Raw genomic sequence first — 21,622 nt, 5'->3', positions numbered from 1 at the left:
TGATGACTGACCAGCACGACGAGTCGATCCAGCATGAAGGCCCGGCCGGTGGCTGGGGATCGCTCAAGGGCATCGGGGACGTTTTCGCCCGCGAGCTGTCCACGCCCGCCGTGCTCGAAACGCTGATGCGCCAGAACAAGGCCGGCGGCTACATGTGCAGCTCCTGCGCGTGGGGCAAGCCGACCCATCCGCATGCGTTCGAGTTCTGCGAAAACGGCGCAAAGGCGACGTTGTGGGATCTCACCCGCGATCGCTGCACGCCCGAGTTCTTCGCCGAGCATACGGTCACCGAGCTGCTCGGTTGGTCCGATTACGACCTGGAAATGCAGGGCCGCCTGACCGCGCCCCTGCGCTACGACCCGGCCACCGATCGCTACGTGGCCTGCAGTTGGGAAGAGGCGTTCACCGGCATTGCCCGCGAGCTCAACGCGCTCGATCCCAAGTCGGTGGTGTTCTACGCCTCGGGCAAGGCGTCGCTGGAAACCTCCTATCTGTACGGGCTGTTTGCGCGGATGTACGGCAACAACAACCTGCCGGACAGCTCCAACATGTGCCACGAGACCACCTCGGTGGGCCTGAAGAAGGTGATTGGTTCGCCGGTCGGCACCTGCGTGATGGAAGATTTCGAGCACTGCGACGCGATCTTCTACTTCGGCCAGAACCCGGGCACCAACAGCCCGCGCTTCCTGCATCCGTTGCAGGCGGCTGTGAAACGCGGCTGCAGGATCATCGTGTTCAATCCGGTGCGCGAGCAGGGGCTGGTGCGCTTCATCAATCCGCAGAACCCGCTGCAGATGCTCACCGGCGACGCCACCGAGCTGGCGCACATGTACCTGCAGGTGAAGCCCGGCGGCGACATCGCCGCATTGACCGGCCTGTGCAAGCGCGTGCTGGAAGCCGACGATGCGGCGCGCGCGGCGGGCCAGGTCGACGTGCTGGATCGCGACTTCATCAAGCAGCACACACACGGATTCGAGGCATTTGTCGAAACGGCGCGCTACACCGGCTGGGACGAGATCGAGCGCGTCAGCGGCCTGGCGCGTGCCGACCTGGAGGCGGCCGCCGACGTCTACGTGGAGGCGAAGAACGTGATCGGCGTGTACGGCATGGGGCTGACCCAGCACGTGCACGGCTCGCAGAGCATCGGCATGCTGGTGAACCTGATGCTGATGCGCGGGAACATCGGTCGGCCGGGGGCCGGCATGTCGCCGGTGCGCGGGCACTCCAACGTGCAGGGCCAGCGCACGGTGGGCATCTCCGAGAAGCCCGAGCTGGTGCCGCTGGACAAGCTGGCGGCGATGTTCGATTTCGAGCCGCCGCGCGAGAAGGGGCTGACCACGGTCGATGCCTGCGAAGGCATCCGCAACGGCACGGTGAAAGGCTTCGTCAGCCTGGGCGGCAATTTCGTGCGGGCGATTCCCGATCGCGACGTGATGGAGCCGGCCTGGCGCGAGCAGGCGCTCACCGTCTACATCGCCACCAGGCTCAACCGCAGTCATCTGGTGCACGGGCGCGCCTCGTACCTGCTGCCGTGCCTGGTGCGCGCGGAGGAGGACATGCAGGCCAGCGGGCCGCAGTCGGTGTCGATCGAGGACAGCTTCAGCCACATCTACGGCTCGATCGGCAAACGCAAGCCGGCCGACGAGGGGTTGCTGTCCGAACTGGCGATCGTCGCCGGCATCGCCAAGGCGACCCTGCCGGCGCATCCGAAATGGCGCTGGGACGAGTGGACCGCCGACTACGGCATCGTGCGCGACCTGATCGCCGAGACCTATCCGCACGACTTCCACGACTTCAACGCCCGCATGTTCCAGCCGGGCGGCTTCTACCGTGGCAATCCGGCGCACGAGCGGATCTGGAAGACCGACAGCGGCAAGGCCGAGTTCACCAACCCGACCGTGATGTCGGCGCTCGGCATCGGCGATGCCCCGGGTCGCTATCACCTGATCACCATGCGCTCGAACGACCAGTTCAACACCACCATCTACGGCCACAGCGATCGTCTGCGAGGACTGGAAGGCTCGCGCGAGATCCTGCTGATCAATCCCGCCGAGATGGAGCGCGCCGGGCTGAAGGAGGGCGACGTGGTCAGCCTGGTGGGCGATGCCGGCGACGATGTGGTGCGCGAAGTGAAGGGCCTCACGGTCACCCCGTTCAACCTGCCCGATGGCTGCCTGGGCGGCTACTACCCGGAAATGAACGCGCTGGTGCCGCTGTGGTACCACGACGAGGCATCGAAGACGCCGGCATCCAAGGGGGTGCCGGTGCGCATCCGCAGATAGTCCCGCAGGGCGATGGGCAGGAGCGGCTAGGATGATGCGACTCCCGCTGCCCATGGACTCCTGCCGATGCCGCCTCCCGTCGCCATGCCGCTGCCGCCGCGTCCCGCCTGCACCGACGCGCAGCGTATCGCCGCAGCCACGGCATTCGCGCAGGACATGGCCAGCCGCCGCACGGTGCGCGACTTCGCCGATACGCCGGTGCCGCGCGCGGTGATCGAGCAGGCGCTGCGCGCGGCGGGCAGCGCGCCCAGTGGAGCCAACCAGCAGCCATGGCGGTTCGTGGCGGTGGGGCGGGGGCCGCTGCGCCAGCGTATCCGCGAGGCGGCCGAGGCGGAGGAGCGCGAGTTCTACGAACGGCGCGCGCCGGACGAATGGCTTGAGGCGCTCGCACCGCTGGGCACCGACGCGGACAAGCCGTTCCTGGAGACCGCGCCGTGGCTGATCGGCATCTTCTACGAACGCTTCGGCCTCGATGCCGAGGGCAACAAGCACAAGCGCTACTACCCGCAGGAGTCGGTCGGTATCGCCACCGGCCTGCTGATCGCCGCGCTGCACCGCGCGGGGCTGGCCACGCTCACCCACACACCAAGCCCGATGGGCTTCCTCAACGAGCTGCTGGAGCGTCCGCGCAACGAGATGCCGTTCCTGCTGCTGGTGGTGGGGCATCCGGCCGAGGGCTGCCAGGTGCCGGCGATCGAGCGGCTGCCGCTGGAGGCCTACGCGAACTTCATCGACTGAGCGGGGCGGTCATGGTGTGTCCGCCGCGCGCACCGGCTCGACCACGGTGGCCAGCTCTTCCAGCAGGGTGCGCAGCCGCTTCATCCTGGCCACCCCCAGTCGCGCGGCGAGCCGTTGCTCGAAGTCTGCGCTGAGCTCGAGCAGGGCGGTCATCGCCTGCTCGCCGCGGCGGGTCAGCCGCACGCGCCGGGCCCGGCCATCGTGCGGATCGGGCGTGGTGGCGAGGTAGCCGGCCTGGGAGAGCGCATCCACCAGGTAGGCCATGCTCTGCTTGGTCATGCCCGCACGCTCGGCGAGCACGGTCAGCCGGGTGCCGTCGGCGTCGATGTGGCGGAACACGGCGCTGTGCGCGGCGCGGATGTCGTCGAAGCCGCGTTCGGCAAGGGCTCCGTACACGGTGTCCTGCATTGCCTGGTAGGGCAGCCGCAGCAGGCTGCCGAGCGTACGCTGACGATCGGGAAAGGTCGTGGCCATAAGTCATGTTGACGCATGGTCAGATTGTCTGTCCAATTTAGTCAGCAAGACTGACTAACTGGAGATGTCCATGAACGCCCAGCTTCACCCCGTTTCCGACCCGATCGCCCGCAACCTGGAGGTGGTCGACCGGCACATGCGCGACGAGGCGCGCGATCCGGACAGCGTGCTCGCGCTGTATACCGAGGACGCCGTGCTGGAGATCCCCGGCCGCGGCCAGCGCTTCGATTCGCTCGAGGCGATCCGCGGCAACTACGTGCGCATGTTCGCCTCGATGGCCGAGATCGAGATCCAGCCGCTGGACCGTTTCGCCACCGCCGACCGGGTGGTGGACGAGTGCCTGGTGCGCCTGCGCGTCACGGGCGACGGGCTGGTCAACGTGCCGGTGCCGATCGGCTCACGCGCCGAGCTTCGCCTGCTGCACGTGTTCCACATGCGCGACGGCCGCATTGCGCGCGAGGAAGTCTTCGAGGGCTGGCGCCGCCTCGACGGCTGACCGGGCGGCGCCGGGCATGCCGCCGGCGGCCGGTTTGTGCGACAGTCGTCCCCTGCCGTCCGAACGGCAAGTCCGCTGCGCCGGCTGCCCGGTGCCGGCGCAAGTGACAGGGGACGCTGATGGTCGAGCTGGAAGTGCAGATCCTTGCCCTCGAACGCGAGGGTCTGCTGTTGGATATCGGTCGGATCGTTGCTGCGAACGGGTTCGTGTTGCAGCGGCACCGGCTGGTCGACGACCGCAACGGCGTGCTGCTTTCCCTGCTGGTGCGCGGGCACCGGCGCTCCCGGCGGGCGCTCGATGCGGCCCTGGGCAAGCTCGAGCGCGTGGTGAGCTTCACGATCGAGCCCGCCGACGGCGAGGACATGCGCCCCCACTTCGCCGCTGCGCGCCAGTTCGACTACGTGCCGCCGCCACCCCCGGCCCCACCGCCCGTGCCGGGCAAGCGCTCGCTGACCGGGCCGCCGATGCCGCCACCACCGCGCGTGCCCGACGCCGAGGCGATGGCGTTTTTCGACCGGGCCCCCGAGCGCACCGCCCAAGCCGAAGCCATCGAGCCACTGCCCGTGCTGGATATCGATGCCGATCCCCCGTGGGCAGCCTGGCCGGCGGAGATGACCCGAATCCCGTCGGCGCGCGAGGTTCGGGATGAGGCCGCGCTGGCGCCGCCCGCGCCCGCGCCCGCACCGGTCCCCGCGGCAGCGCCGATGTCCGACGCGGCCACGCCGCTGGATGCCGACCCGGTGGCGGTGGAGCGCCTGATGCGGGCGCTGCCCGGGGCCTATCCGGCGATGCTGCCGCTGGTCAGGGCGATGGAGCAGGCCGTGGTTCCCGGGGCCCGGGTGGCGACGCTGGAGCTGGCCGGTGTCCATGTGGGGCGCTGGATCGCCACCCGGCAGGGAACCCGCGGCCTGCCGTTGAGTCCGGACGAGGCATTGGCCAGGCGTGGTCTGCCCGCGCTGGGCGAGCTGCTCGACGTGAAGCTGCAGGGCGGCCAGGTGCACCTCGGGGCCAGCCCGTTGTGCGGCAAGACGGACCATTCCGGCTGCACCTTCTTCGCCGGCCTGCTGCAGGGCGCGATGGAGCCGATGAAGGGAGATGGCTCCGCACACGTGATCGGCCTGTGCTGTCGGGCACTGGGGGCCGACGAGTGCGTGCTGATGGTGGTCGACTGAGCCGGTCGCCCCGGCGCAGCGGCTATGCTTCGTGTCCCGCCGGAACGACGCGCTCGGCCGGGCTGCCGAACTAGCGCGTCCGGGCCGGGCAGGGGGAGCCCCATCGCATGTGCGGGATAGCAGGATTCGTCGGAGGGCAGGACACGCCGGAAGCGGCGCGCGGAACGCTGGAGCGGATGATCCGGACGTTGCGCCATCGCGGTCCGGACGGGTTCGGCTATCACCTGGGCGAGGGCGTCGGGCTGGCCCACGCGCGACTGGCGATCATCGACCTGGCCACCGGCCAGCAGCCGATCCGCAATGAGCGCGGCACCGTGTGGACGGTGCTCAACGGCGAGATCTTCAACTACCGCGAGCTGCGCCGGACGCTGGAGGCGCAGGGGCACGCGTTCTACACGCACTCCGACACCGAGGTCATCGTCCACCTGTACGAGCAGTACGGGGACGATTTCGTCGATCACCTCAACGGTCAGTTCGCCATCGCGCTGTGGGACGCCGAGCGCCGACGGCTGCTGCTGGCACGCGATCGCACCGGCATCCGCCCGCTGTTCCATGCCAGCGAGGGGGGGCGGTTGTGGTTCGGCTCGGAGGTGAAGGCGCTGCTGGCCGTGCAGCCGCAACTGGGCGTACTCGATCCGCACGGCGTGGCGCAGGCGCTGACCTACTGGGGGGCGATCGATCCCGGTACGGTGTTCCGCGATGTCTCGAGCGTGCCGCCGGGGCATGTGCTGGCGCTGGAGGCTGACGGTCGCCGCACACTGCGGCGCTACTGGGACTGGGAGTTTCCCGAGCTCCAGGATGGCCGCCAGCAGCGACCGTTCGGCTCCATCGACGAGGCCGCCGGCGCGCTGCGCGAACTGCTGGTGGACGCCGTGCGGCTGCAACTGCGGGCCGACGTGCCGGTGGGCGCCTACCTCAGCGGCGGGCTGGATTCCTCCGGCGTGGTCGCCCTGATCCGCCACTACACGAACAACCCGCTGCGCACCTTCTCGGTGGCCTTCGAGGACGCCGAGTTCGACGAGAGCGATTTCCAGGCGCGGATGGTCGCCCACCTGGGCACCGAGCACACCACGCTGCGTTGCACCCGACGCGACATCGGCGAAGCGTTCCCGCAGCTGATCGAGCACACCGAGGCGCCGGTGCTGCGCACCGCCGGCGTGCCGCTGATGCTGCTGGCCGGCGACGTGCAGCGGCATGGCTTCCGGGTGGTGCTGACCGGCGAGGGAGCGGACGAGGTATTCGGCGGCTACGACCTGTTCAAGGAGGCCAAGGTGCGTCGGTTCTGGGCGCGCCAGCCCGGATCGACCTGGCGCCCGCGCCTGTTCGAGCGTCTGTACGGCTATCTGGCACATTCGCCGGTGGCGAATGCGGCGATGGCCCAGTCGTTCTTCGGTCGCGGCATGGAGCATCGCGATCGTGCGGTGTTCGCTCACCTGCCGCGCTGGACCACCTCGCAGCGCGCGCTGGCCTTTTTCTCGCCGGAGTGGCGGGCCCAGGTGGACGGCTGGGACCCGCTGGCCACCTTCGAGGCCACGCTGCCGCCGGCGATCGGGCACTGGAGCCCGCTGGCCCGCGACCAGTACGTGGAGGCGCATTCGCTGCTGGCGTCCTACCTGCTGCCGATGCAGGGCGACCGGCCGGCCATGGCGCACTCGGTCGAGGGGCGCTACCCGTTCCTCGACCATCGCGTGGTGGAGTTCGGCAACCGCCTGCCGGACCACTGGAAGATCCGCGGCCTGACCGAGAAGGACGTGCTGCGCCGCGCCCTGGCCGGCCTGCTGCCGGAGGATATCCGCCGGCGCACCAAGCAGCCCTATCGGGCGCCGGACCACGGCAGCTTTTTCTTCGACGGCGAGCCGCTGGACTATGTGGCCGATGTGTTGAGCGGCGACAGCCTGCGCGAGGCCGGCTATTTCGACCCGGACCGGGTCGGGCGGCTGTTCGACAAGTGCCGCCGTGGCCAGGCGATCGGTTTCGCCGACAACCAGGCCTTCGTCGGCATCCTGTCGACCATGCTGGTGCATCGCCAGCGGGTCAGGTACGGATCGGGGGCCTGACCGCCGGTCGAGCAGACAAGCCGAAAATGTGATGCAATTCACAAAACAGGGGGTGGTGAGTGAGTGCAGAACTGGCACGGATTACGACCGATATCCGGGCGTACATCCTGGAGAACCTGATGTTCAGCGATGACGGTTCCGTCCTCGCCAACGACGCGTCGCTGCTCGAGAAGGGCGTGATCGACTCCACCGGCGTGCTGGAGCTGGCGATGTTCCTGGAGACGCAGTTCGGCATCTCGGTGAAGGCGGACGACCTGCTGCCGCAGAACTTCGACTCGGTGGACAGCATGGCCGGATTCGTCCATCGCGCCATCAACGGCAAGGTCGCGGCTGCGGCCGCGATATGACGGCGCGCGAGATCCGCCGGCTGCACGACAGCCTGCTGCAGCACGCCGCCGATCCGGCCACGGCGGACAAGCCGGTGGTGATCGCCGAGGGCCAGCGGTACAGCTACCGCGAACTGTTCGAGGCGGCACGGCGCCTGGCCGGGACCCTGCAGGCGCGCGGCGTCCGCCGCGGCGACCGGGTGGCGATCTACCTCGACAACGGCTGGCCCGCGGTGGTGGCGATCTACGCGGTGCTGATCGCCGGTGGCGTGTTCCTGGTCGTCAACCCGCAGACCAAGTCGGACAAGCTCGCCTTCATCCTCGATGACTGCAGCGCGCGGGTGCTGGTCACCGACGCGCACATCGGCGAGCAGTTCCTGCCGCTGCTGGACGGCTCGCGCCTGCCCGGCGGGGTGATCTGCTCCGGCGAATGCCCGGAGCACCGGGCGATATCGCCCTTCGATGCGGCCACCTGCGCCGCCGCGCCGGAGCCGGTGGAGCCGACCGTGATCGGCCCGGACCTGGCCGCGCTGATCTATACCTCGGGCAGTACCGGCACGCCGAAGGGCGTGATGCAGACGCACCAGTCGATGGTGTTCGCCGGCGGCAGCCTGGTCGAATACCTGCGGCTGTCGTCCGACGACCGCATCCTGTGCGCGCTGCCGCTGGCCTTCGACTACGGCCTGTACCAGCTGCTGATGGCGGTGAGGCTCGGCGCCACGCTGGTGCTCGAGCGTTCGTTCACCTTCCCGGCGCAGGTCTTCGCGCGGATGCAGGCCGAGGGCGTCACGGTGTTCCCGGGCGTACCGACCATGTTCGCCATGCTGCTGGCCGCGCACCGCAAGTCGCCGCTGCGTTTCGACGGCGTGACGCGGGTGACCAACACCGCCGCGGCGCTGTCCGACGACAGTGCCGCGCGCCTGCGCGAAATCTTCCCCCAGGCGCTGGTCTACAAGATGTACGGCCTGACCGAGTGCAAGCGGGTCAGCTACCTGGAGCCGGAGCTGGTCGACCAGCGCCCCGGCTCGGTGGGCAAGGCGATACCGGGGACCGAGGTGTACCTGCTCTCACCCTCCGGCGAGCCGACCCCGGCGGGCGAGATCGGCGTGCTGCACGTGCGCGGCCCGCACGTGATGCTCGGCTACTGGAACCGTCCGGACCTGTCCGAGCACATGCTGCGTCCGGGACGGCTGCCGGGCGAGCGGGTGCTGTGCACGCACGACCTGTTCCGCATGGACGAGGATGGCTTTCTCTACTTCGTCGGTCGCAGCGACGACATCATCAAGACCCGCGGCGAGAAGGTCAGTCCGGTCGAGGTGGAGAACGCGATGAGCGCCATCGACGGTATCCGCGAGGTGGCGGTGGTCGGTGTCGAGGACGAGCTGCTCGGCCAGGCGATCCGTGCCTACGTGGTGCTGCAGGACGATGCCTGCCTCAGCGTCGGGCAGATCCGTGCGCTGTGCCTGCGGCGACTGGAGAGCTTCATGGTGCCGCAGCAGGTGGTTTTCGTGCAGGAGTTGCCGCGCACGCCTTCGGGCAAGGTCAGCAAGCGCGCGCTGCTGGAGTCGCTCGCATCGTGAGGTCGCATCGATGAGTGTGTTGTTCGAGGGCATGCTGTCCCGTCTCACCGACGGCCTGCAGGTGCTGCCCGACAAGCCGGAAGAAACGCCCGAGAGCGCCCTGCGCGCGCTTTGGCACACCGCGGCGGGGCGTCCGTGTTCCGCACACGTGGCGATGCGCCGGCCGCTGCCCGCGATCGAGGCCAGCCCGGCCGCGGTCACCGTGCTGGAGCGACTGGTGCAGCGTCGACTGCTCGGCGAGCCGCTGGCCTATATCACCGGGCGGCAGAACTTCATGGGCCTGGAGATGCTCAGCGCGCCGGGTGCGTTGATTCCCCGCGCCGAAACCGAGTTGATGGCGCGGGCGGCGGTCGACCTGCTCGACGGTGTGCCCGGCGAACCGCTGGCGCTGGATGTCTGCACCGGGTCGGGCAACGTGGCCTATGCGATGGCCTGGGGCGTGCCGCGGGCGCGCGTGATGGGGGGCGACATCAGTGAAGAGGCGCTGGCACTGGCCGGGGAGAACGGGCGCCTGCTCGGCATGCAGGAGCGGCTGGAGTTCCGCCGCGGCGACCTGCTGGCGCCATTCGACGAGCCGGACCTGACCGGCCGGGTCGACCTGATCACCTCCGCGCCGCCGTACATCCAGAGCGGCAAGGTGGGCGTGATGGCCCCGGAGATCGCCAGCCACGAACCGCGCGAAGCGTTCGATGGCGGCCCGCTCGGGGTGACCCTGCTGATACGCCTGGTGGAGGAGTCCCCGCGCATGCTGCGACCCGGCGGCTGGCTGGCATTCGAGGTCGGCAAGGGGCAGGGGCCGGCGATGTCGCGCCGGTTGCAGCGCGACACGAACTACGCCGAGGTGCGCGAACTGCCCGATGCCGAGGGCGTGGTGCGCGCGCTGCTGGCGCGCCGGGCGTGAACGGGCGGATGGCGGGGGAGGCGACGGCATGACGGCCACGCTGGACTGGAACGTGCTGGACATCGACCCGGCCGCCGAGGTGGAGCGCATCGTCGCGTGGATCCGCGCCGCGCTGGCGCAGACGCTGCATCGGCGCGGGCTGGTGGTGGCCATCTCCGGGGGCGTGGACAGCTCGGTCTGCGCCGCGCTGGCAGTGCGTGCGGTGGGGGCGGCCCGCGTGTACTCGCTGATCCTGCCCGAGCGGGATTCATCCGGACGCAGCGCACGCGATGCCGGCGAGCTGGCCGCGCATCTGGGCGTGCGGGTCCAGACGCAGGACATCGCGCCGGCGCTGGAGGCGATCGGCTGCTACCGCTCGCGCGACGAGGCGGTGCGCCGCGTGCTGCCGGACTACCGCGAGGACTGGCGCATCAAGGTGGTGATCGCCGGCGGGCGCGAAGGCGGCATCAACCACTTCCGGCTGGTCGCCGAGGCGCCGGACGGGCGCCACTTCGACGTGCCGATGGCGCTGCCGGAATACCTGCAGATCGTCGCCGCCACCAACTACAAGCAGCGCCTGCGCAAGACCATCGAATACCACCACGCCGACCGCCTGAACTACGCCGTGGTCGGCACGCCGAACCGGCTGGAATACGACCAGGGCTTCTTCGTGAAGAACGGCGACGGCTCGGCCGATCTCAAGCCGATCGCGCATCTGTACAAGTCGCAGGTCTACGCACTGGCACGCTACCTCGAGTTGCCCGAGTGCGTGGCCACGGCCGAGCCGACCACCGATACCTACAGCCTGGCCCAGGGCCAGGACGAGTTCTATTTCGCCTTGCCCTGGCGCTCGATGGACCTGGCGCTGTGGGCGCTGGAGCACGACCTGCCATCGGCCGCGCTGTGCGGGCCGTTGGGCCTGTCGCCCGGGGCCGCCGAAGCGGTGTACGCCGATATCCGCGCCAAGCGGCGCACCACGCGCTATCTTCATCTGCCCCCGCTGAGCCTGACCTCGCCCCCCGCCATGCCATGAACGCCGCGCCGTCCTCCCCCGCGTACACGATCGAGCCGGCACGGCTGCCGGGCGATGCGGCGGATATCGTCCGGATCTGGGGTGTCAGCCGGCTGGGTCGGCCGGAGGCGCACCGTCCCAAGATCGACTGGTTCTACCAGCAGTGTCCGTTCGGCGAGCCGACGGTGTGCCTGCTGCGCGACCAGGCCAGCGGTGAGCGGGTGGGGGTCAGTTCGGCGGGACCGCGACGCATGGTGGCTGGTGGACGGGTGCTGGAAGCCGGCGTGCTGGTCGATTTCGCGGTACATCCGAAACACCGCAGCCTCGGGCCGGCGATGATCCTGCAGGCGGCCCTGATGGAGGCATCCGCCGGGCGGTTCGATCTTCTTTACGGCGTGCCCAATCCGAAGTCGCTCGCCGTGGTGAAGCGACTCGGCTACGCGGTGCTCGGCGAGATGCGCCGGCACGCGCGGGTGTTGCGCAGTCGTCGCTACCTGGCGCGGCGCATGCCCGGCTGGCTGGCGGCGCTCGCCGCGCTGCCGGTCGATGCGGCCGTCGCCTTGACGCTGTTCGCGCGCAGTGCGTGGACGCGGTCGCTCACGGCCGGATGGAGCGACCGGGTCGATCCCCGGATGGACGTCCTGTGGCAGGCATCCCGGCTCGGCGATACGGCCCTGGCCGCGCGCGACTGCGTCTTCCTGCGGTGGCGTTTCGACGCGTGGCCGATGGTGGCGACGCGCTACCTGCTGGTGTCCGCCCGCGACGGCACGCTGCACGCATGGTTCGCCTGCCAGGTCGAGGGCGGCGTCCTGCACGTGCGCGACTTCTGGTCGGCCGGCGCGATCGACGGCGTGCCGCGCGCTTGCCTGGACCTGCTGCTCCATGCGGCGTGGCGCGAGGGCCTGGCCGCGGTCTCGATGGAGTGCATGGCCACCGCGGCCTGCCATGCGGCCTGGCAGCAGGCCGGGTTCCGCGAACGCGGCCGCCGTCCGGTCATCGGTCGCTGGCAGCGAGGCTTCGCGGCGGGGACACCGCCGGCTCTGCACCTGACCGCCGCCGACGAAGACCAGTAGCCGGGAACCGCTCAGCGCAAGGCCAGCATGCCTTCGCTGCGCATCCATGCCAGCGTGTCGCCGAGCAGGGCATCCAGCGGCGTCTCCACGTAGTCCAGCTCGCGAATGGCCCTGGACGAATCCACCCGCAGGTGATGCGAGGTCAGCGCCGCGCCTTCCGGTGTCACGTCCGGCTCGCGCCCGCTGAACCGGGCGATCGTGTCCAGCACGCGGGCGTAGGCCATCAGCGCCCAGGCCGGCGAGGCGCCCCGCGGCGTGCGGCGTCCGAGGGCGGCGCCGACGCGGTGCACGAAGTCGACGAAACTGGCCTGCTCGCCGCCGAGCAGGTAGCACTGGCCGTAACGCTGTCGCTGCCATGCCCGCAGCTGTGCACGTGCGATCTCGCGCACGTCGGCGAAGGCACCGATGCCGGGCGGGATGCCGGGGAGTTTCTGCGCATCGACCAGGCGAATCAGTCGCGACCAGTTGTGCCGGTCGCCGGGCCCGAGGATGTGCGAGGGATTGAACACGATCCACGGCAGTGCGCTGTCGCGTACCGCCTGTTCGGCGAGGTACTTGCTGCGCTCGTAGTTGATCCAGCTCTCGCCGCCGCGCTGCGGTGTGGTCTCGGTGATCGTGCCGTGCACGAGATGCGAGTACGCCGAGACCGAGGAGGTGTGCAGGAAGGCACCGATGCCCGCGCGTTCGGCGGCGGCCAGCAGGTGCCGGGTACCGTCGACATTGGTGGCCGTCTGCCGCGCGGCGTTCCGCCGCCACATGCTGGTGTCGGCCGCGGCATGGAAAACCGCATCGCAGCCGGCGAGTGCGGCGGCGAGCGCATCCGCATCGTCCAGCCTGGCCCGCACCGGCCGACCACCCAGCGCGGCGATCGCCGCATCGGACGCTTCGCTGCGCGACAGCGCGCGGACGTCATGGCCGGCATCGACCAGTTCATGCAGCAGGTGGCTGCCGAGGAAACCGCTGGCGCCGGTGAGGAAGATCGTGCTCACGCGTGCACCGCGCGATGGTCGGGGGATGGCATCATCGTCGAACCGCTCCTCGGGATCATGGGGTGGCGGGCGGAACGGCAAGGACCGCGTCGCACCCGCTGCGACGTTCGCGCGCCAGCATGCCGGAGGCGGCAGCGCGCCGCCATGGACACGACCGGAAACGGAGGCATCCTCTCATGCTCGGCACGCTGGCGATCGCCAATTACCGCTCGCTGCGCTCGCTGGTGCTGCCACTGGGGGCGCTGACCCTGGTGACCGGCGCCAACGGCAGCGGCAAGTCCAATCTCTATCGCGCGCTGCGCCTGCTTGCCGATACGGCGCAGGGGCGCGTGGTGCATGCGCTGGCCCGCGAGGGCGGGCTGGGTTCCACGCTGTGGGCCGGGCCGGAGGAGATCACCCGGGCGATGCGTCGGGGTGAGGTGCCGGTGCAGGGCGGGCCGCGACGCGAGGTGGTGGCGCTGCGCATGGGCTTCGCCGGGGACGATTTCGGCTATGCGATCGACCTCGGGCTGCCCGAGCCGTCCTCATCACGGTTCGCCTCCGATCCGCAGATCAAGGCCGAGGCGATCTGGGCCGGACCGTTCCTGCGCCCGGCCAACCTGCTGGTGTCTCGCCGCGGCGCGCTGGTGCGCATCCGCGAGGGGCGCAACTGGCGGGTGCTGGCCGACGACCTCGACCCGTTCGACAGCCTGTTCACCCAGGTCGCCGATCCCGAGCGCGCGCCGGAGGTGCTGCGCCTTCGAGAGACGGTGCGCGGCTGGCGCTTCTACGACCATTTCCGTTCCGATGCCGAAGCGCCGGCACGCTGGCCCCAACTCGGTACGCGCACGCCGGTGCTGAGCCATGACGGGCATGACCTGGCCGCGGCATGGCAGACGATCCGCGAGATCGGCGATCCGCGCGCGCTGGATGCCGCGGTCGAGGATGCCTTTCCCGGCGCCAGCGTCGAGGTGACGGTGAGCGATGGCCGCTTCGGTCTGGCCTTCCGCCAGCACGGCCTGTTGCGTCCGTTGTCGGCCGCCGAACTGTCCGACGGCACGCTGCGCTACCTGCTGTGGATCGCTGCCCTGCACACGCCGCGACCGCCGCCGCTGATGGTGCTCAACGAGCCGGAGACCAGCCTGCATCCCGACCTGCTGCCGGCGCTGGCACGGCTGATCGTGCAGGCTTCCGCGCGCAGCCAGGTGTGGGTGGTCTCGCACGCCGCCCGGCTGATCGCCGCACTGGAACAGACGCCGGCCTGCCACATGCTGCGGCTGGAGAAGGAACTCAGCGAGACCCGCGTGGTGGGGCAGGGCATGCTCGACGAACCGCCCTGGCACTGGCCGGAACGCTGAAGTAACGCCCACCTCGCACGACCGCCGGCTCATGCGGCGGCCGTGTCGAAGTACAGCATCGTCATGCCTTCGCCGGGCACGGTCTGCCGTCCGGTCAGCGTGGCGATGCCGTTGGTGGACAGGCGCAGGATCCAGGCCATCACCCAGGGCGGCCGGTCCTGCTGCAGGCCGAGCATGCAGCGCACTTCGCCGAACAACGGCTGGCCGGTCTGCGGATGCGTGCCGATCGGTGTCTGGCGGAAGCGGTTCTGCACGATCCACTGGCGCGGCGTGGGCAGGGCGGCGAGCTGCTCGGGGGTCGGTGCCAGCAGCAGGCCGCTGCCGGAGTGGCCGCCCACGGCCTTGGCCACCCAGCGGTCGGCCGCCTGCCAGCCGTTGGCGCACAGCGGGCTGGTTTCCACCCAGTGGCAGGCCTCGTGCTCGGCCAGCGTCACGTCGGCCAGGCTGCCCTTGTGGATGCCCTCGTACCACGCCGGGTGGCTGTGCCAGCTCACCCGGTCGGCGGCCATCAGCGTGCCCTCGGCACGACGCCGGTCGAAGCGGTCCAGGTCGGACAGGATCAGCCGGTTCCAGACGTGGCCGAAGTGGCGCGCGGTGCCCGGGTGGTAGAGCAGCCCGTGCGCGGGCAGCAGCTCGCTCCAGTCGTGCACGGCCACCTGCCACCAGTGCCGCGCCGCGTCGAGGTCGGGCCAGGTGGGGCGCTGCCGCGGGCGATCCTCGATCAGCACCGTCGCCGGTTTCGGCGCGACCCAGCGGCGCAGGTGTCCGACCCAGTCGTTGCCCGGCGGCACCGGATCGTGCGGCAGCCAGCGGCGGTCCAGTCCGTGCAGGCGACGCTGCGCCTGGTGCAGGGTGTGGAAGGTCGGCAGCATCGAGGTGAAGGCCTGGATCTCCACCCAGGCCAGCTCGAACGGCTGCCGGGGGTGTTCGACGAAGGCCAGGTCCAGCGCCAGCACGTCCGCCTTCGCACCGTGCCAGTGCGGGCGCGGCGTGCGCAGCTGCGGGCCGAGCGCTTCGACCAGATGGGACACCTTCGCCTGCAGCGTGTCGTGCAGGGCGCGGTTGCCGATCGCGTACTGGTCGGACATCTGGCTCTGCGGCAGGTGCGGGGCTCGCACGTCGGCCAGCGCCTGGCGCAGCGGCTCGGCTCCCATCGGATGCAGGGCGATCTGCGGATGCTCGCTCATGACCAGCCCTCCGCGCGGGCCAGCAGCATCTCGTCGTCCTCGCCCTGAGCGATCATCCAGGCCAGCGTGCTGGACCAGCGCGCGTCGTGTTCGGCGCGCTGGCGCACGCGGTCGGCGAAGCTGCCTTTGGCCAGTGCGTCGGCCAGCTCGCGTTCCCAGTAGTGCCGCTCGGCGGCGTGGGCCGCGCGCGGGGCGATGCGCGACCACCAGCGTTCGAAACGGGTGGGCGTGTCGATCACCTCGTCGCGGTCCCAGTCGATCCAGCGGGCGGCCATGCCGTGGCGGCGGGCGCGCCACTTGTTCTCGTCGATGCACGCGCGTTCCCACGGTGGCCCGGCGCGGCCGTGGCGCAGTTCGATCTGCAGCGTCTCGGCCTCCCACTTGAGCAGGGTGGCGATCAGCCCGATGCGTGCCAGGTCCGGATGGGTGTCCATGATGCGCACTTCCAGCGTGCCGTAGCGGTGGTGCAGGCGCAGGTCCTGCCACAGGCCTTGCTCGGGGCCGATGCAGCCGGTGCGGCGCAGCCGCTGCACGTGCGCGGTGTAGTCGTCCTCGCTGGCCCATACGTCGGGCGTGCCCATGCGCGGGTAGCGATCGAGCAGGCTGTGCCGCCACGACTGCAGGCCGGTGTCGCGGCCTTCGAAGAACGGCGAACTGGCCGACAGCGCCAGCGCTTCGGGCAGCACGTGGCGCAGCCGGTTCATGATCGCCATGCGTGGCGCGTCCGGCTCGAATCCCAGGTGCAGGTGCATGCCGAAGCTGAAGGCGCTGCGGGCGATGTCCTGGTACTCGTCGACCAACGCGGTGTAGTGCGGGAACGCCGGCCCCAGGTGCATGGCCTGATCCTGCCAGCGCGCGGTGGGATGCACGCCGGCGATCAGGATCTGCTGGCCCTGCAGCGCGGCGCGATGCCGGGCCTGTCCGCGCAGCGTGGCCAGGGCGGCGACCAGGTCCGGCACGCTGTGGCAGATCCGGGTCTTCAGCTCGATCACGCAGCGGTGGATCTCCCGGTCCATCGCCCCGTCGCCGCCGTGGGCGGCCATCTCCCCGGTGAAGTCGTGCGGCACCAGCTGGCCGCGTGCATCCACTACCTGTACTTCCTCTTCCAGACCCAAAGTGATCATGGCGGCTCTCCTGTGTTGGGAAAGCGCATCAGACACCTTTGCAAGGGCCGGCGTCGCGGTCTCCGTCATGCGGCGCCGCGGAGTTCCTGGTGGATGGATCGGTTTCGGCCGTCTGGACGGCCGCTGCAGATCGGTCAGGCCGTGGCGGCGGCTTGCTCCGTGGCGCGCGAGGCGAGCCAGGCGTGAATCTGCGCCACCACGGTGGCGCCCTCGCCGATGGCGCCGCCCACGCGCTTGACCGACCCGGCGCGCACGTCGCCGATGGCAAATACGCCCGGCCGGCTGGTGGCCAGCGGATAGGCGGGATCGCCGCCGCACAGCACGAAGCCGTTGCGGTCGGTGTCCAGCCTGCAGCTGTGCAGCCACCCGGTCGCCGGTTCGGCGCCGATGAACAGGAACACGTGACGGATCGGCGCGCGCGCTTCGGACTGGTCCGCGCGCCGACGCCAGCGCACCGACTGCAGGCCGCGCGCATCGCCCTCCAGCGCCACCAGCTCGGTTCCGGTCATCAGCTCGATCGCCGGGTTCGCCTCGATGCGGTCGATCAGGTAGCGCGACATGGTCGCGGCCAGCCCGGCACCGCGCACCATCATCCGCACCCGGCAGCCGTGGCTGGCCAGGTAGACCGCGGCCTGGCCGGCGGAATTGCCGCCGCCGACCAGCGCCACCTCCTGCCCCTGGCACAGCTGGATCTCCATCGGCGAGGCCCAGTACCACACGCCGCGGCCCTCGAAGCGGGCCAGATCGTCCAGCGGCGGCCGGCGATAACGGGCGCCGCTGGCGATCACCACGGTGCGCGCGCACCAGCTGCGGCCGTCCTCGGTGCGTAGCCGGTGGATGCCGTCGGCGGCCTCGCAGTCGAGCGATTCCACGCAGGCGGGAATCGCGATTTCCGCACCGAACTTCTGCGCCTGCACGAAGCCGCGCGCGGTCAGTGCCTGGCCGGTGATGCCGGTGGGGAAGCCGAAGTAGTTCTCGATGCGCGCGCTGGCGCCGGCCTGGCCACCGAAGCCGCGCGCGTCCAGCACCAGCACGCTCAGGCCTTCGGAAGCGGCGTAGACGGCGGCGGACAGCCCGGCCGGTCCGGCGCCGACCACGGCCACGTCGTAGACGCGGTCCGAGGCGGTCTCGCCGATCATGCCCAGCGCGTGCGCCACGTCGGTGTCGCTGGGGTTGCGCAGCAGGCGGCCGTCGGCCAACAGCAGCAACGGCCAGCTGTTCGGGCACTCGCGGTAGGCAGCGACCATCTCGGCCACGGCGGGGTCTTCGGTCGGGGTGAGGGCGCGGAACGGAAAGCCGTTGCGGCGCAGAAAATTGCCGATGCGCGCGCGGCCGCTGTCGTCCGGCTCGGCGATCAGCAGCGGGCCGGCCGCGCAGGATTCGATCAGGCTGGCCCGGCGCAGGATCAGCGCGCGCATCAGGCGTTCGCCGAGATCGGCTTCGGCGACGATCAGCCGGCGCAGTTGTTCGGGAGAGAGGAACACCGCCTCGACATCTTCCGCGGCGACGCCGTCGACCAGCGCGGGTTTGCCGCTGAGGCCGCTCACCTCGCCGATGAACTGGCCCGGACCGTGATGGGCCACGCCCACCGCGTGGCCGGTACCGTCGTGCTGGTGGATGTCCACCGCACCGGACAGCACCAGGATCAGCCCGATGTCGCGCTCGCCGGTGTGGAACAACACTTCGCCGGCGACGTAACGGCGGGGTTCGCCGAACTGCCGCACGCGTGCGACATCGCCGGGATCCAGCACCGGGAACATCTGGTCGGCGCGGTTCCGCGCCGTGTTGCTGCTGCCCATGGCGATGTCTCCCCGATGCAATGCGGCCACAGGCGATCCTCGCACTGCCGGGGGCATCGCTGCCACCGCGCCGCGACCGGTCGGCTCAGTCCAGCAGCAGCCGGTGCAGGGCGTCCAGCGACGGCACTTCGTGATGCGGTGCGATCCCCTCGGGCGCGGCGTGGCCGTGGACGTTGACCCAGCAGGTAACTAGGCCGGCGTCGAGCCCACCGCGGATGTCCGAGTGCGGATTGTCGCCCACCATCAGCACCTGCCCGCGCGGCGGCTGGCCCATGCGCTCCAGCGCGTGCTCGAAGATGCGCACGTCCGGCTTGGCCACGCCGACCTCTTCGGAGATCACCAGCAGTTCGAAGTGGTCGGCCAGCCCAGTGCGATGCAGCCGGGCCCGCTGCAGCGCGGTGAAGCCGTTGGTGATCACGCCCATGCGCACGCGACCGGCCAGCGCATCGACCAGCGCGCGGGCGCCGGGCAGCAGGGTGCAGATCTCGGCCATGGCAAGCAGGAAGGCATCGTTGAGGTCGGCTGCCGATACGCCGATCCGGCGCGACCAGCCGTCGAAGCGGGTGGTCTGCAGCTCGGTCGCGCCGATGCGCCCCTCCTGGTAGGCCACCCACAGCGGCTTGTTGAGTTCCTGGTACTGCGCGTAGTCAGCTTCGGTGAAGTCCACCGCGTGGCCGGCGAACATCCGGCGCAGGCCCTGGAAGGCGTCGAAGTGGAACAGCGTGTCGTCGGCGTCGAAGAGGATCCAGCGGTAGTTCACGGGCGTATCTGTCGGGGAATGGTGGGTAGACGATACCCGTCCCCGATCCGGCCTGCTGCCGCCGGCTTTGTCCGACAGACCCAGGGTGTAGGAAGACATGACGATCGAACTGAAGATGCTGGCGTGGGCGGTGGTGCTCGGGCTGATCCACGTGGCGATCGCCGCCACGCTCTCGACCCGGCAGCGGGGGCTGCGCTGGAACGCCGGCAGTCGCGATGGCGAGGTGGCTGCACTGACCGGGGCGGCGGCCCGCGCCACGCGGGCCAGCGCGAATTTCCTGGAGACCTTCCCGTTCTTCGCCGCCGCGGTGCTGGCCGTGCTGATTGCCCAGCGGGCCGACGCACACACCGCGCTCGGTGCGCAGATCTACCTGTGGGCCCGCGTGGCCTATCTTCCGGTCTATCTGGCGGGCATTCCCTACCTGCGCACGGTGGTCTGGGCAGCGGCGCTGGCCGGGTTGCTGATGGTGCTCGGCGGCCTGCTCTGAGCAGGCCACCGCCACGGGCTCAACGGGCGGGCACGTCGATCCGCGCCAGCAGGGTGTTGCCGCTGGTTTCGCGCAGATCGTAGTGCAGCACGCGGGCGACGATGCTGCCGCCGCCGGGACCGGGCAGGACCTTGTCGATCTTCACCGTGAGATCCAGTTGCACGCCGCTCCGGCTGATCCGGTCGCGGATGCCCTGGGCATCCGCCGCCGGGACGTGCCAGCTCTGTGCGTCGAGCGCGTTGTCGAAGCTCAGCTCGACCTTCTGCCGGAACGCTTCGAACTCCACCTGCGAACTGGGCGACAGCGCGCGGATGGTGAACTCGTTGTAGCTGGGGTCGTAGTCGCTCAGGTTGGCCTGCATGGTCAGGTGCAGCACGCCGACGTTCCTCACCGCGCGCAGGCCGGCGACCAGTTCGGCGCGGACCTCGGCGCGGCGTGCGGCCTTCTCGGGGCCGGCCGCGCTGTCCACCCGGGTGTCCTGCTCGACCCACGCGTCCAGCGGCGGCGGCAACCCGGCCAGGTCGTAGTAGAGAAACACCATGGTGGGGTTGTCGGGGTTGTCGAGTGTGCCGGTACGCGCGGCGACGTCGCCGGGGTCGGCCGTGTCGGCGGGGTCGCTGTCCGCACGCTCGGCAGGGGCTGCGGCAGGCGCATTGGCCGGAGCCGTTGCGGTGCCGGACCGGTGTGGCTCAGGGGTGGTCGACGAGGCGTCTGCCTCATGGGCGCTGCCGCCGCAGCCGCCGAGCAGGCAAGCGGCGAAAGCGAAGGCGAAAGCGTGCGAGCGGCGAGGGCGGGGCGAGGTCATGGCGTGGGCTCCTACAGACTCGGCGCCTGGGCGTTCTTGCTGGCGTCCTGGACCTGTCGGGCACGGCGCTGCGCGTCGAGCGCGGCCAGGCCCTGCTCGGTGGCGCTGACCGCGGCGTAGCCGCCGGCCTGGTCGACCACGCCGACCTGCATGCGCTGCGCCAGCGCGAGGTTGTCGCGCTGGCCGTACAGGTAGGCCTGGATCACCACGCCGCAATCGGGCGACAGGTTCACCGAGCCATCGGGATCGGCGATGCCGCTGCACTGGTCGTACAGCGGCGAGGTCTCGCTGGCCTGCCGGCCGCGCGGGTCGAAGATCCACACCAGCCGGCGGTAGTTGCTGCTGCCGTCCTGCCTGCTGGGCGCGCCGTACTTGCCGACCAGCGCCTGCTGCACGCTGTCCATGGTCGGGTTGCGTCCGGCGTCGAACCACTCTTCGCGGGCCACCGCGATCACCTTCTCCTGCCCCGGCATGCCCATGGTGGAGACGAACCACTTGGACTGGCCCGGCTTCATGTCGTGGCGCACGGCGTTCATGCCGCGCGCGGTGGCGTCGCGCTCCATCTCCTGGATGATCTGCCGCGAGGTCTTCTGCACGCGCGGTTCGGCGAAGCGGGCGGTGAACGCCTGGCGCAGCTTCTGGCCATAGGTGGGAAAGTTGAAGCCGCGGTCGTTTTCCTCGCTGATCACCAGCAGCGGGTTGGCGCACAGCACGAGGTGCGCCGCCTGCTCGTAGGTGAGGCCGGGGCGAACGCCGAGCACGTCGTCGACCGGCGTGCCGGCCGGAGCGGTGGGCTTGTCGGCGGGACAGTCGACGTCGCCGCGCTTCTCGGCAGCCACCTCCTCGGCACTGGCATTGCCGGTGGGTGCGCGGGCGGGGGTGCGGTCGGCGCGCGGGCTGCCGCCGGCCGGCGTCGGTGCGTGGCCCGAGCTGCAGGCGGCGAGCAGCACCGACAGCGCGACCGCGCCGGCGCGAAGCGTTGTGCGGAGATCATCGTGGATGTTCATGGCAGGCTCCTGGCCGGGGAAGAGAGAGAGGTGAACC

20 protein-coding genes are annotated in these 21,622 nt (G+C 70.4%); 12 read left to right on the top strand and 8 right to left on the bottom strand.

Annotated elements, in window-relative coordinates; translation table 11 throughout:
* Positions 1 to 2: 2 nt before the first annotated feature.
* The gene (locus tag C693_RS0111180) at positions 3 to 2,282 is read left to right on the top strand and encodes an FdhF/YdeP family oxidoreductase (protein ID WP_017462365.1); all 2,280 of its coding nucleotides are present in this window, start codon (positions 3 to 5) and stop codon (positions 2,280 to 2,282) included.
* 66 nt (positions 2,283 to 2,348) lie between these two features.
* Positions 2,349 to 3,020: a nitroreductase family protein gene (locus C693_RS0111175; protein ID WP_017462364.1), complete on the top strand. Its 672-nt coding sequence runs from the start codon at positions 2,349 to 2,351 to the stop codon at positions 3,018 to 3,020.
* Between the two features lie 9 nt (positions 3,021 to 3,029).
* On the opposite strand, the gene C693_RS0111170 is transcribed toward C693_RS0111175, so the two are convergent.
* On the bottom strand, positions 3,030 to 3,494 hold the full coding sequence (locus C693_RS0111170) for a MarR family winged helix-turn-helix transcriptional regulator (protein ID WP_017462363.1): 465 nt from the start codon (positions 3,492 to 3,494) through the stop codon (positions 3,030 to 3,032).
* A gap of 70 nt (positions 3,495 to 3,564) precedes the next feature.
* Between C693_RS0111170 and C693_RS0111165 the strand changes: the two genes are divergently transcribed.
* From C693_RS0111165 to C693_RS21575, 8 genes are all read left to right on the top strand, one after another.
* Positions 3,565 to 3,990 (top strand): nuclear transport factor 2 family protein, encoded by a 426-nt coding sequence (locus C693_RS0111165; RefSeq protein ID WP_017462362.1) that lies wholly within the window; start codon positions 3,565 to 3,567, stop codon positions 3,988 to 3,990.
* Between the two features lie 119 nt (positions 3,991 to 4,109).
* On the top strand, positions 4,110 to 5,162 hold the full coding sequence (locus tag C693_RS22655) for a hypothetical protein (protein ID WP_026107352.1): 1,053 nt from the start codon (positions 4,110 to 4,112) through the stop codon (positions 5,160 to 5,162).
* Between the two features lie 107 nt (positions 5,163 to 5,269).
* Positions 5,270 to 7,219: an asparagine synthase (glutamine-hydrolyzing) gene (asnB, locus tag C693_RS0111155; protein ID WP_026107351.1), complete on the top strand. Its 1,950-nt coding sequence runs from the start codon at positions 5,270 to 5,272 to the stop codon at positions 7,217 to 7,219.
* Positions 7,220 to 7,278: 59 nt separating this feature from the next.
* The gene (locus C693_RS0111150; RefSeq protein ID WP_241762663.1) at positions 7,279 to 7,566 is read left to right on the top strand and encodes a phosphopantetheine-binding protein; all 288 of its coding nucleotides are present in this window, start codon (positions 7,279 to 7,281) and stop codon (positions 7,564 to 7,566) included.
* Positions 7,563 to 9,125, top strand: a complete 1,563-nt coding sequence (locus C693_RS0111145) for a class I adenylate-forming enzyme family protein (protein ID WP_017462359.1) — start codon at positions 7,563 to 7,565, stop codon at positions 9,123 to 9,125. Before C693_RS0111150 ends, C693_RS0111145 begins: the two co-directional genes overlap by 4 nt.
* A 10-nt stretch (positions 9,126 to 9,135) precedes the next feature.
* Positions 9,136 to 10,026, top strand: a complete 891-nt coding sequence (locus C693_RS0111140) for a HemK family protein methyltransferase (RefSeq protein WP_017462358.1) — start codon at positions 9,136 to 9,138, stop codon at positions 10,024 to 10,026.
* A 28-nt stretch (positions 10,027 to 10,054) separates the two neighbouring features.
* Complete coding sequence (gene nadE / locus C693_RS0111135) at positions 10,055 to 11,038, top strand: NAD(+) synthase (RefSeq protein WP_017462357.1); 984 nt, start codon at positions 10,055 to 10,057, stop codon at positions 11,036 to 11,038.
* Positions 11,035 to 12,090, top strand: a complete 1,056-nt coding sequence (locus C693_RS21575; RefSeq protein ID WP_017462356.1) for a GNAT family N-acetyltransferase — start codon at positions 11,035 to 11,037, stop codon at positions 12,088 to 12,090. Before nadE ends, C693_RS21575 begins: the two co-directional genes overlap by 4 nt.
* An 11-nt stretch (positions 12,091 to 12,101) precedes the next feature.
* Here C693_RS21575 and C693_RS0111125 read toward each other — a convergent pair whose 3' ends face one another.
* Positions 12,102 to 13,079: an NAD-dependent epimerase/dehydratase family protein gene (locus C693_RS0111125; protein ID WP_017462355.1), complete on the bottom strand. Its 978-nt coding sequence runs from the start codon at positions 13,077 to 13,079 to the stop codon at positions 12,102 to 12,104.
* 176 nt (positions 13,080 to 13,255) lie between these two features.
* On the opposite strand from C693_RS0111125, the gene C693_RS0111120 reads away from it, so the two are divergent.
* Complete coding sequence (locus C693_RS0111120; protein ID WP_017462354.1) at positions 13,256 to 14,416, top strand: AAA family ATPase; 1,161 nt, start codon at positions 13,256 to 13,258, stop codon at positions 14,414 to 14,416.
* Between the two features lie 29 nt (positions 14,417 to 14,445).
* On the opposite strand, the gene C693_RS0111115 is transcribed toward C693_RS0111120, so the two are convergent.
* From C693_RS0111115 to yjjG, 4 genes are all read right to left on the bottom strand, one after another.
* Positions 14,446 to 15,603 (bottom strand): hypothetical protein, encoded by a 1,158-nt coding sequence (locus C693_RS0111115; protein WP_017462353.1) that lies wholly within the window; start codon positions 15,601 to 15,603, stop codon positions 14,446 to 14,448.
* The gene (locus C693_RS0111110) at positions 15,600 to 16,727 is read right to left on the bottom strand and encodes a carboxylate-amine ligase (RefSeq protein WP_017462352.1); all 1,128 of its coding nucleotides are present in this window, start codon (positions 16,725 to 16,727) and stop codon (positions 15,600 to 15,602) included. The genes C693_RS0111115 and C693_RS0111110 overlap by 4 nt, the downstream gene beginning before the upstream one ends.
* 134 nt (positions 16,728 to 16,861) lie before the next feature.
* Entirely contained in the window at positions 16,862 to 18,526 is a 1,665-nt protein-coding gene (locus C693_RS21570) for an FAD-dependent oxidoreductase (protein ID WP_017462351.1), read from the bottom strand.
* An 85-nt stretch (positions 18,527 to 18,611) separates the two neighbouring features.
* Positions 18,612 to 19,286 (bottom strand): pyrimidine 5'-nucleotidase, encoded by a 675-nt coding sequence (gene yjjG, locus C693_RS0111100; RefSeq protein ID WP_017462350.1) that lies wholly within the window; start codon positions 19,284 to 19,286, stop codon positions 18,612 to 18,614.
* A 97-nt stretch (positions 19,287 to 19,383) separates the two neighbouring features.
* Here yjjG and C693_RS0111095 point away from each other — a divergent pair, with 97 nt between their 5' ends.
* Positions 19,384 to 19,773 carry an MAPEG family protein gene (locus tag C693_RS0111095; protein ID WP_017462349.1) on the top strand — a complete coding sequence of 130 codons (390 nt, stop codon included), beginning with the start codon at positions 19,384 to 19,386 and terminating at the stop codon, positions 19,771 to 19,773.
* Between the two features lie 19 nt (positions 19,774 to 19,792).
* Here the strand turns inward: C693_RS0111095 and C693_RS0111090 are convergent, their stop codons facing one another.
* Together C693_RS0111090 and C693_RS0111085 are read right to left on the bottom strand one after the other, a co-directional pair.
* A complete protein-coding gene (locus C693_RS0111090) occupies positions 19,793 to 20,578 on the bottom strand; it encodes a hypothetical protein (protein ID WP_017462348.1) in 786 nt (261 codons plus the stop codon).
* Positions 20,579 to 20,589: 11 nt separating this feature from the next.
* The gene (locus C693_RS0111085) at positions 20,590 to 21,585 is read right to left on the bottom strand and encodes a hypothetical protein (protein WP_017462347.1); all 996 of its coding nucleotides are present in this window, start codon (positions 21,583 to 21,585) and stop codon (positions 20,590 to 20,592) included.
* Positions 21,586 to 21,622: the final 37 nt, after the last annotated feature.

The organism is Dyella ginsengisoli LA-4, from assembly GCF_000334915.1.
Taxonomy (GTDB): domain Bacteria; phylum Pseudomonadota; class Gammaproteobacteria; order Xanthomonadales; family Rhodanobacteraceae; genus Dyella_A; species Dyella_A ginsengisoli_A.
Note: the sequence above shows the minus strand (reverse complement) of the source record. Positions and strands in the feature narration are given on the sequence as shown.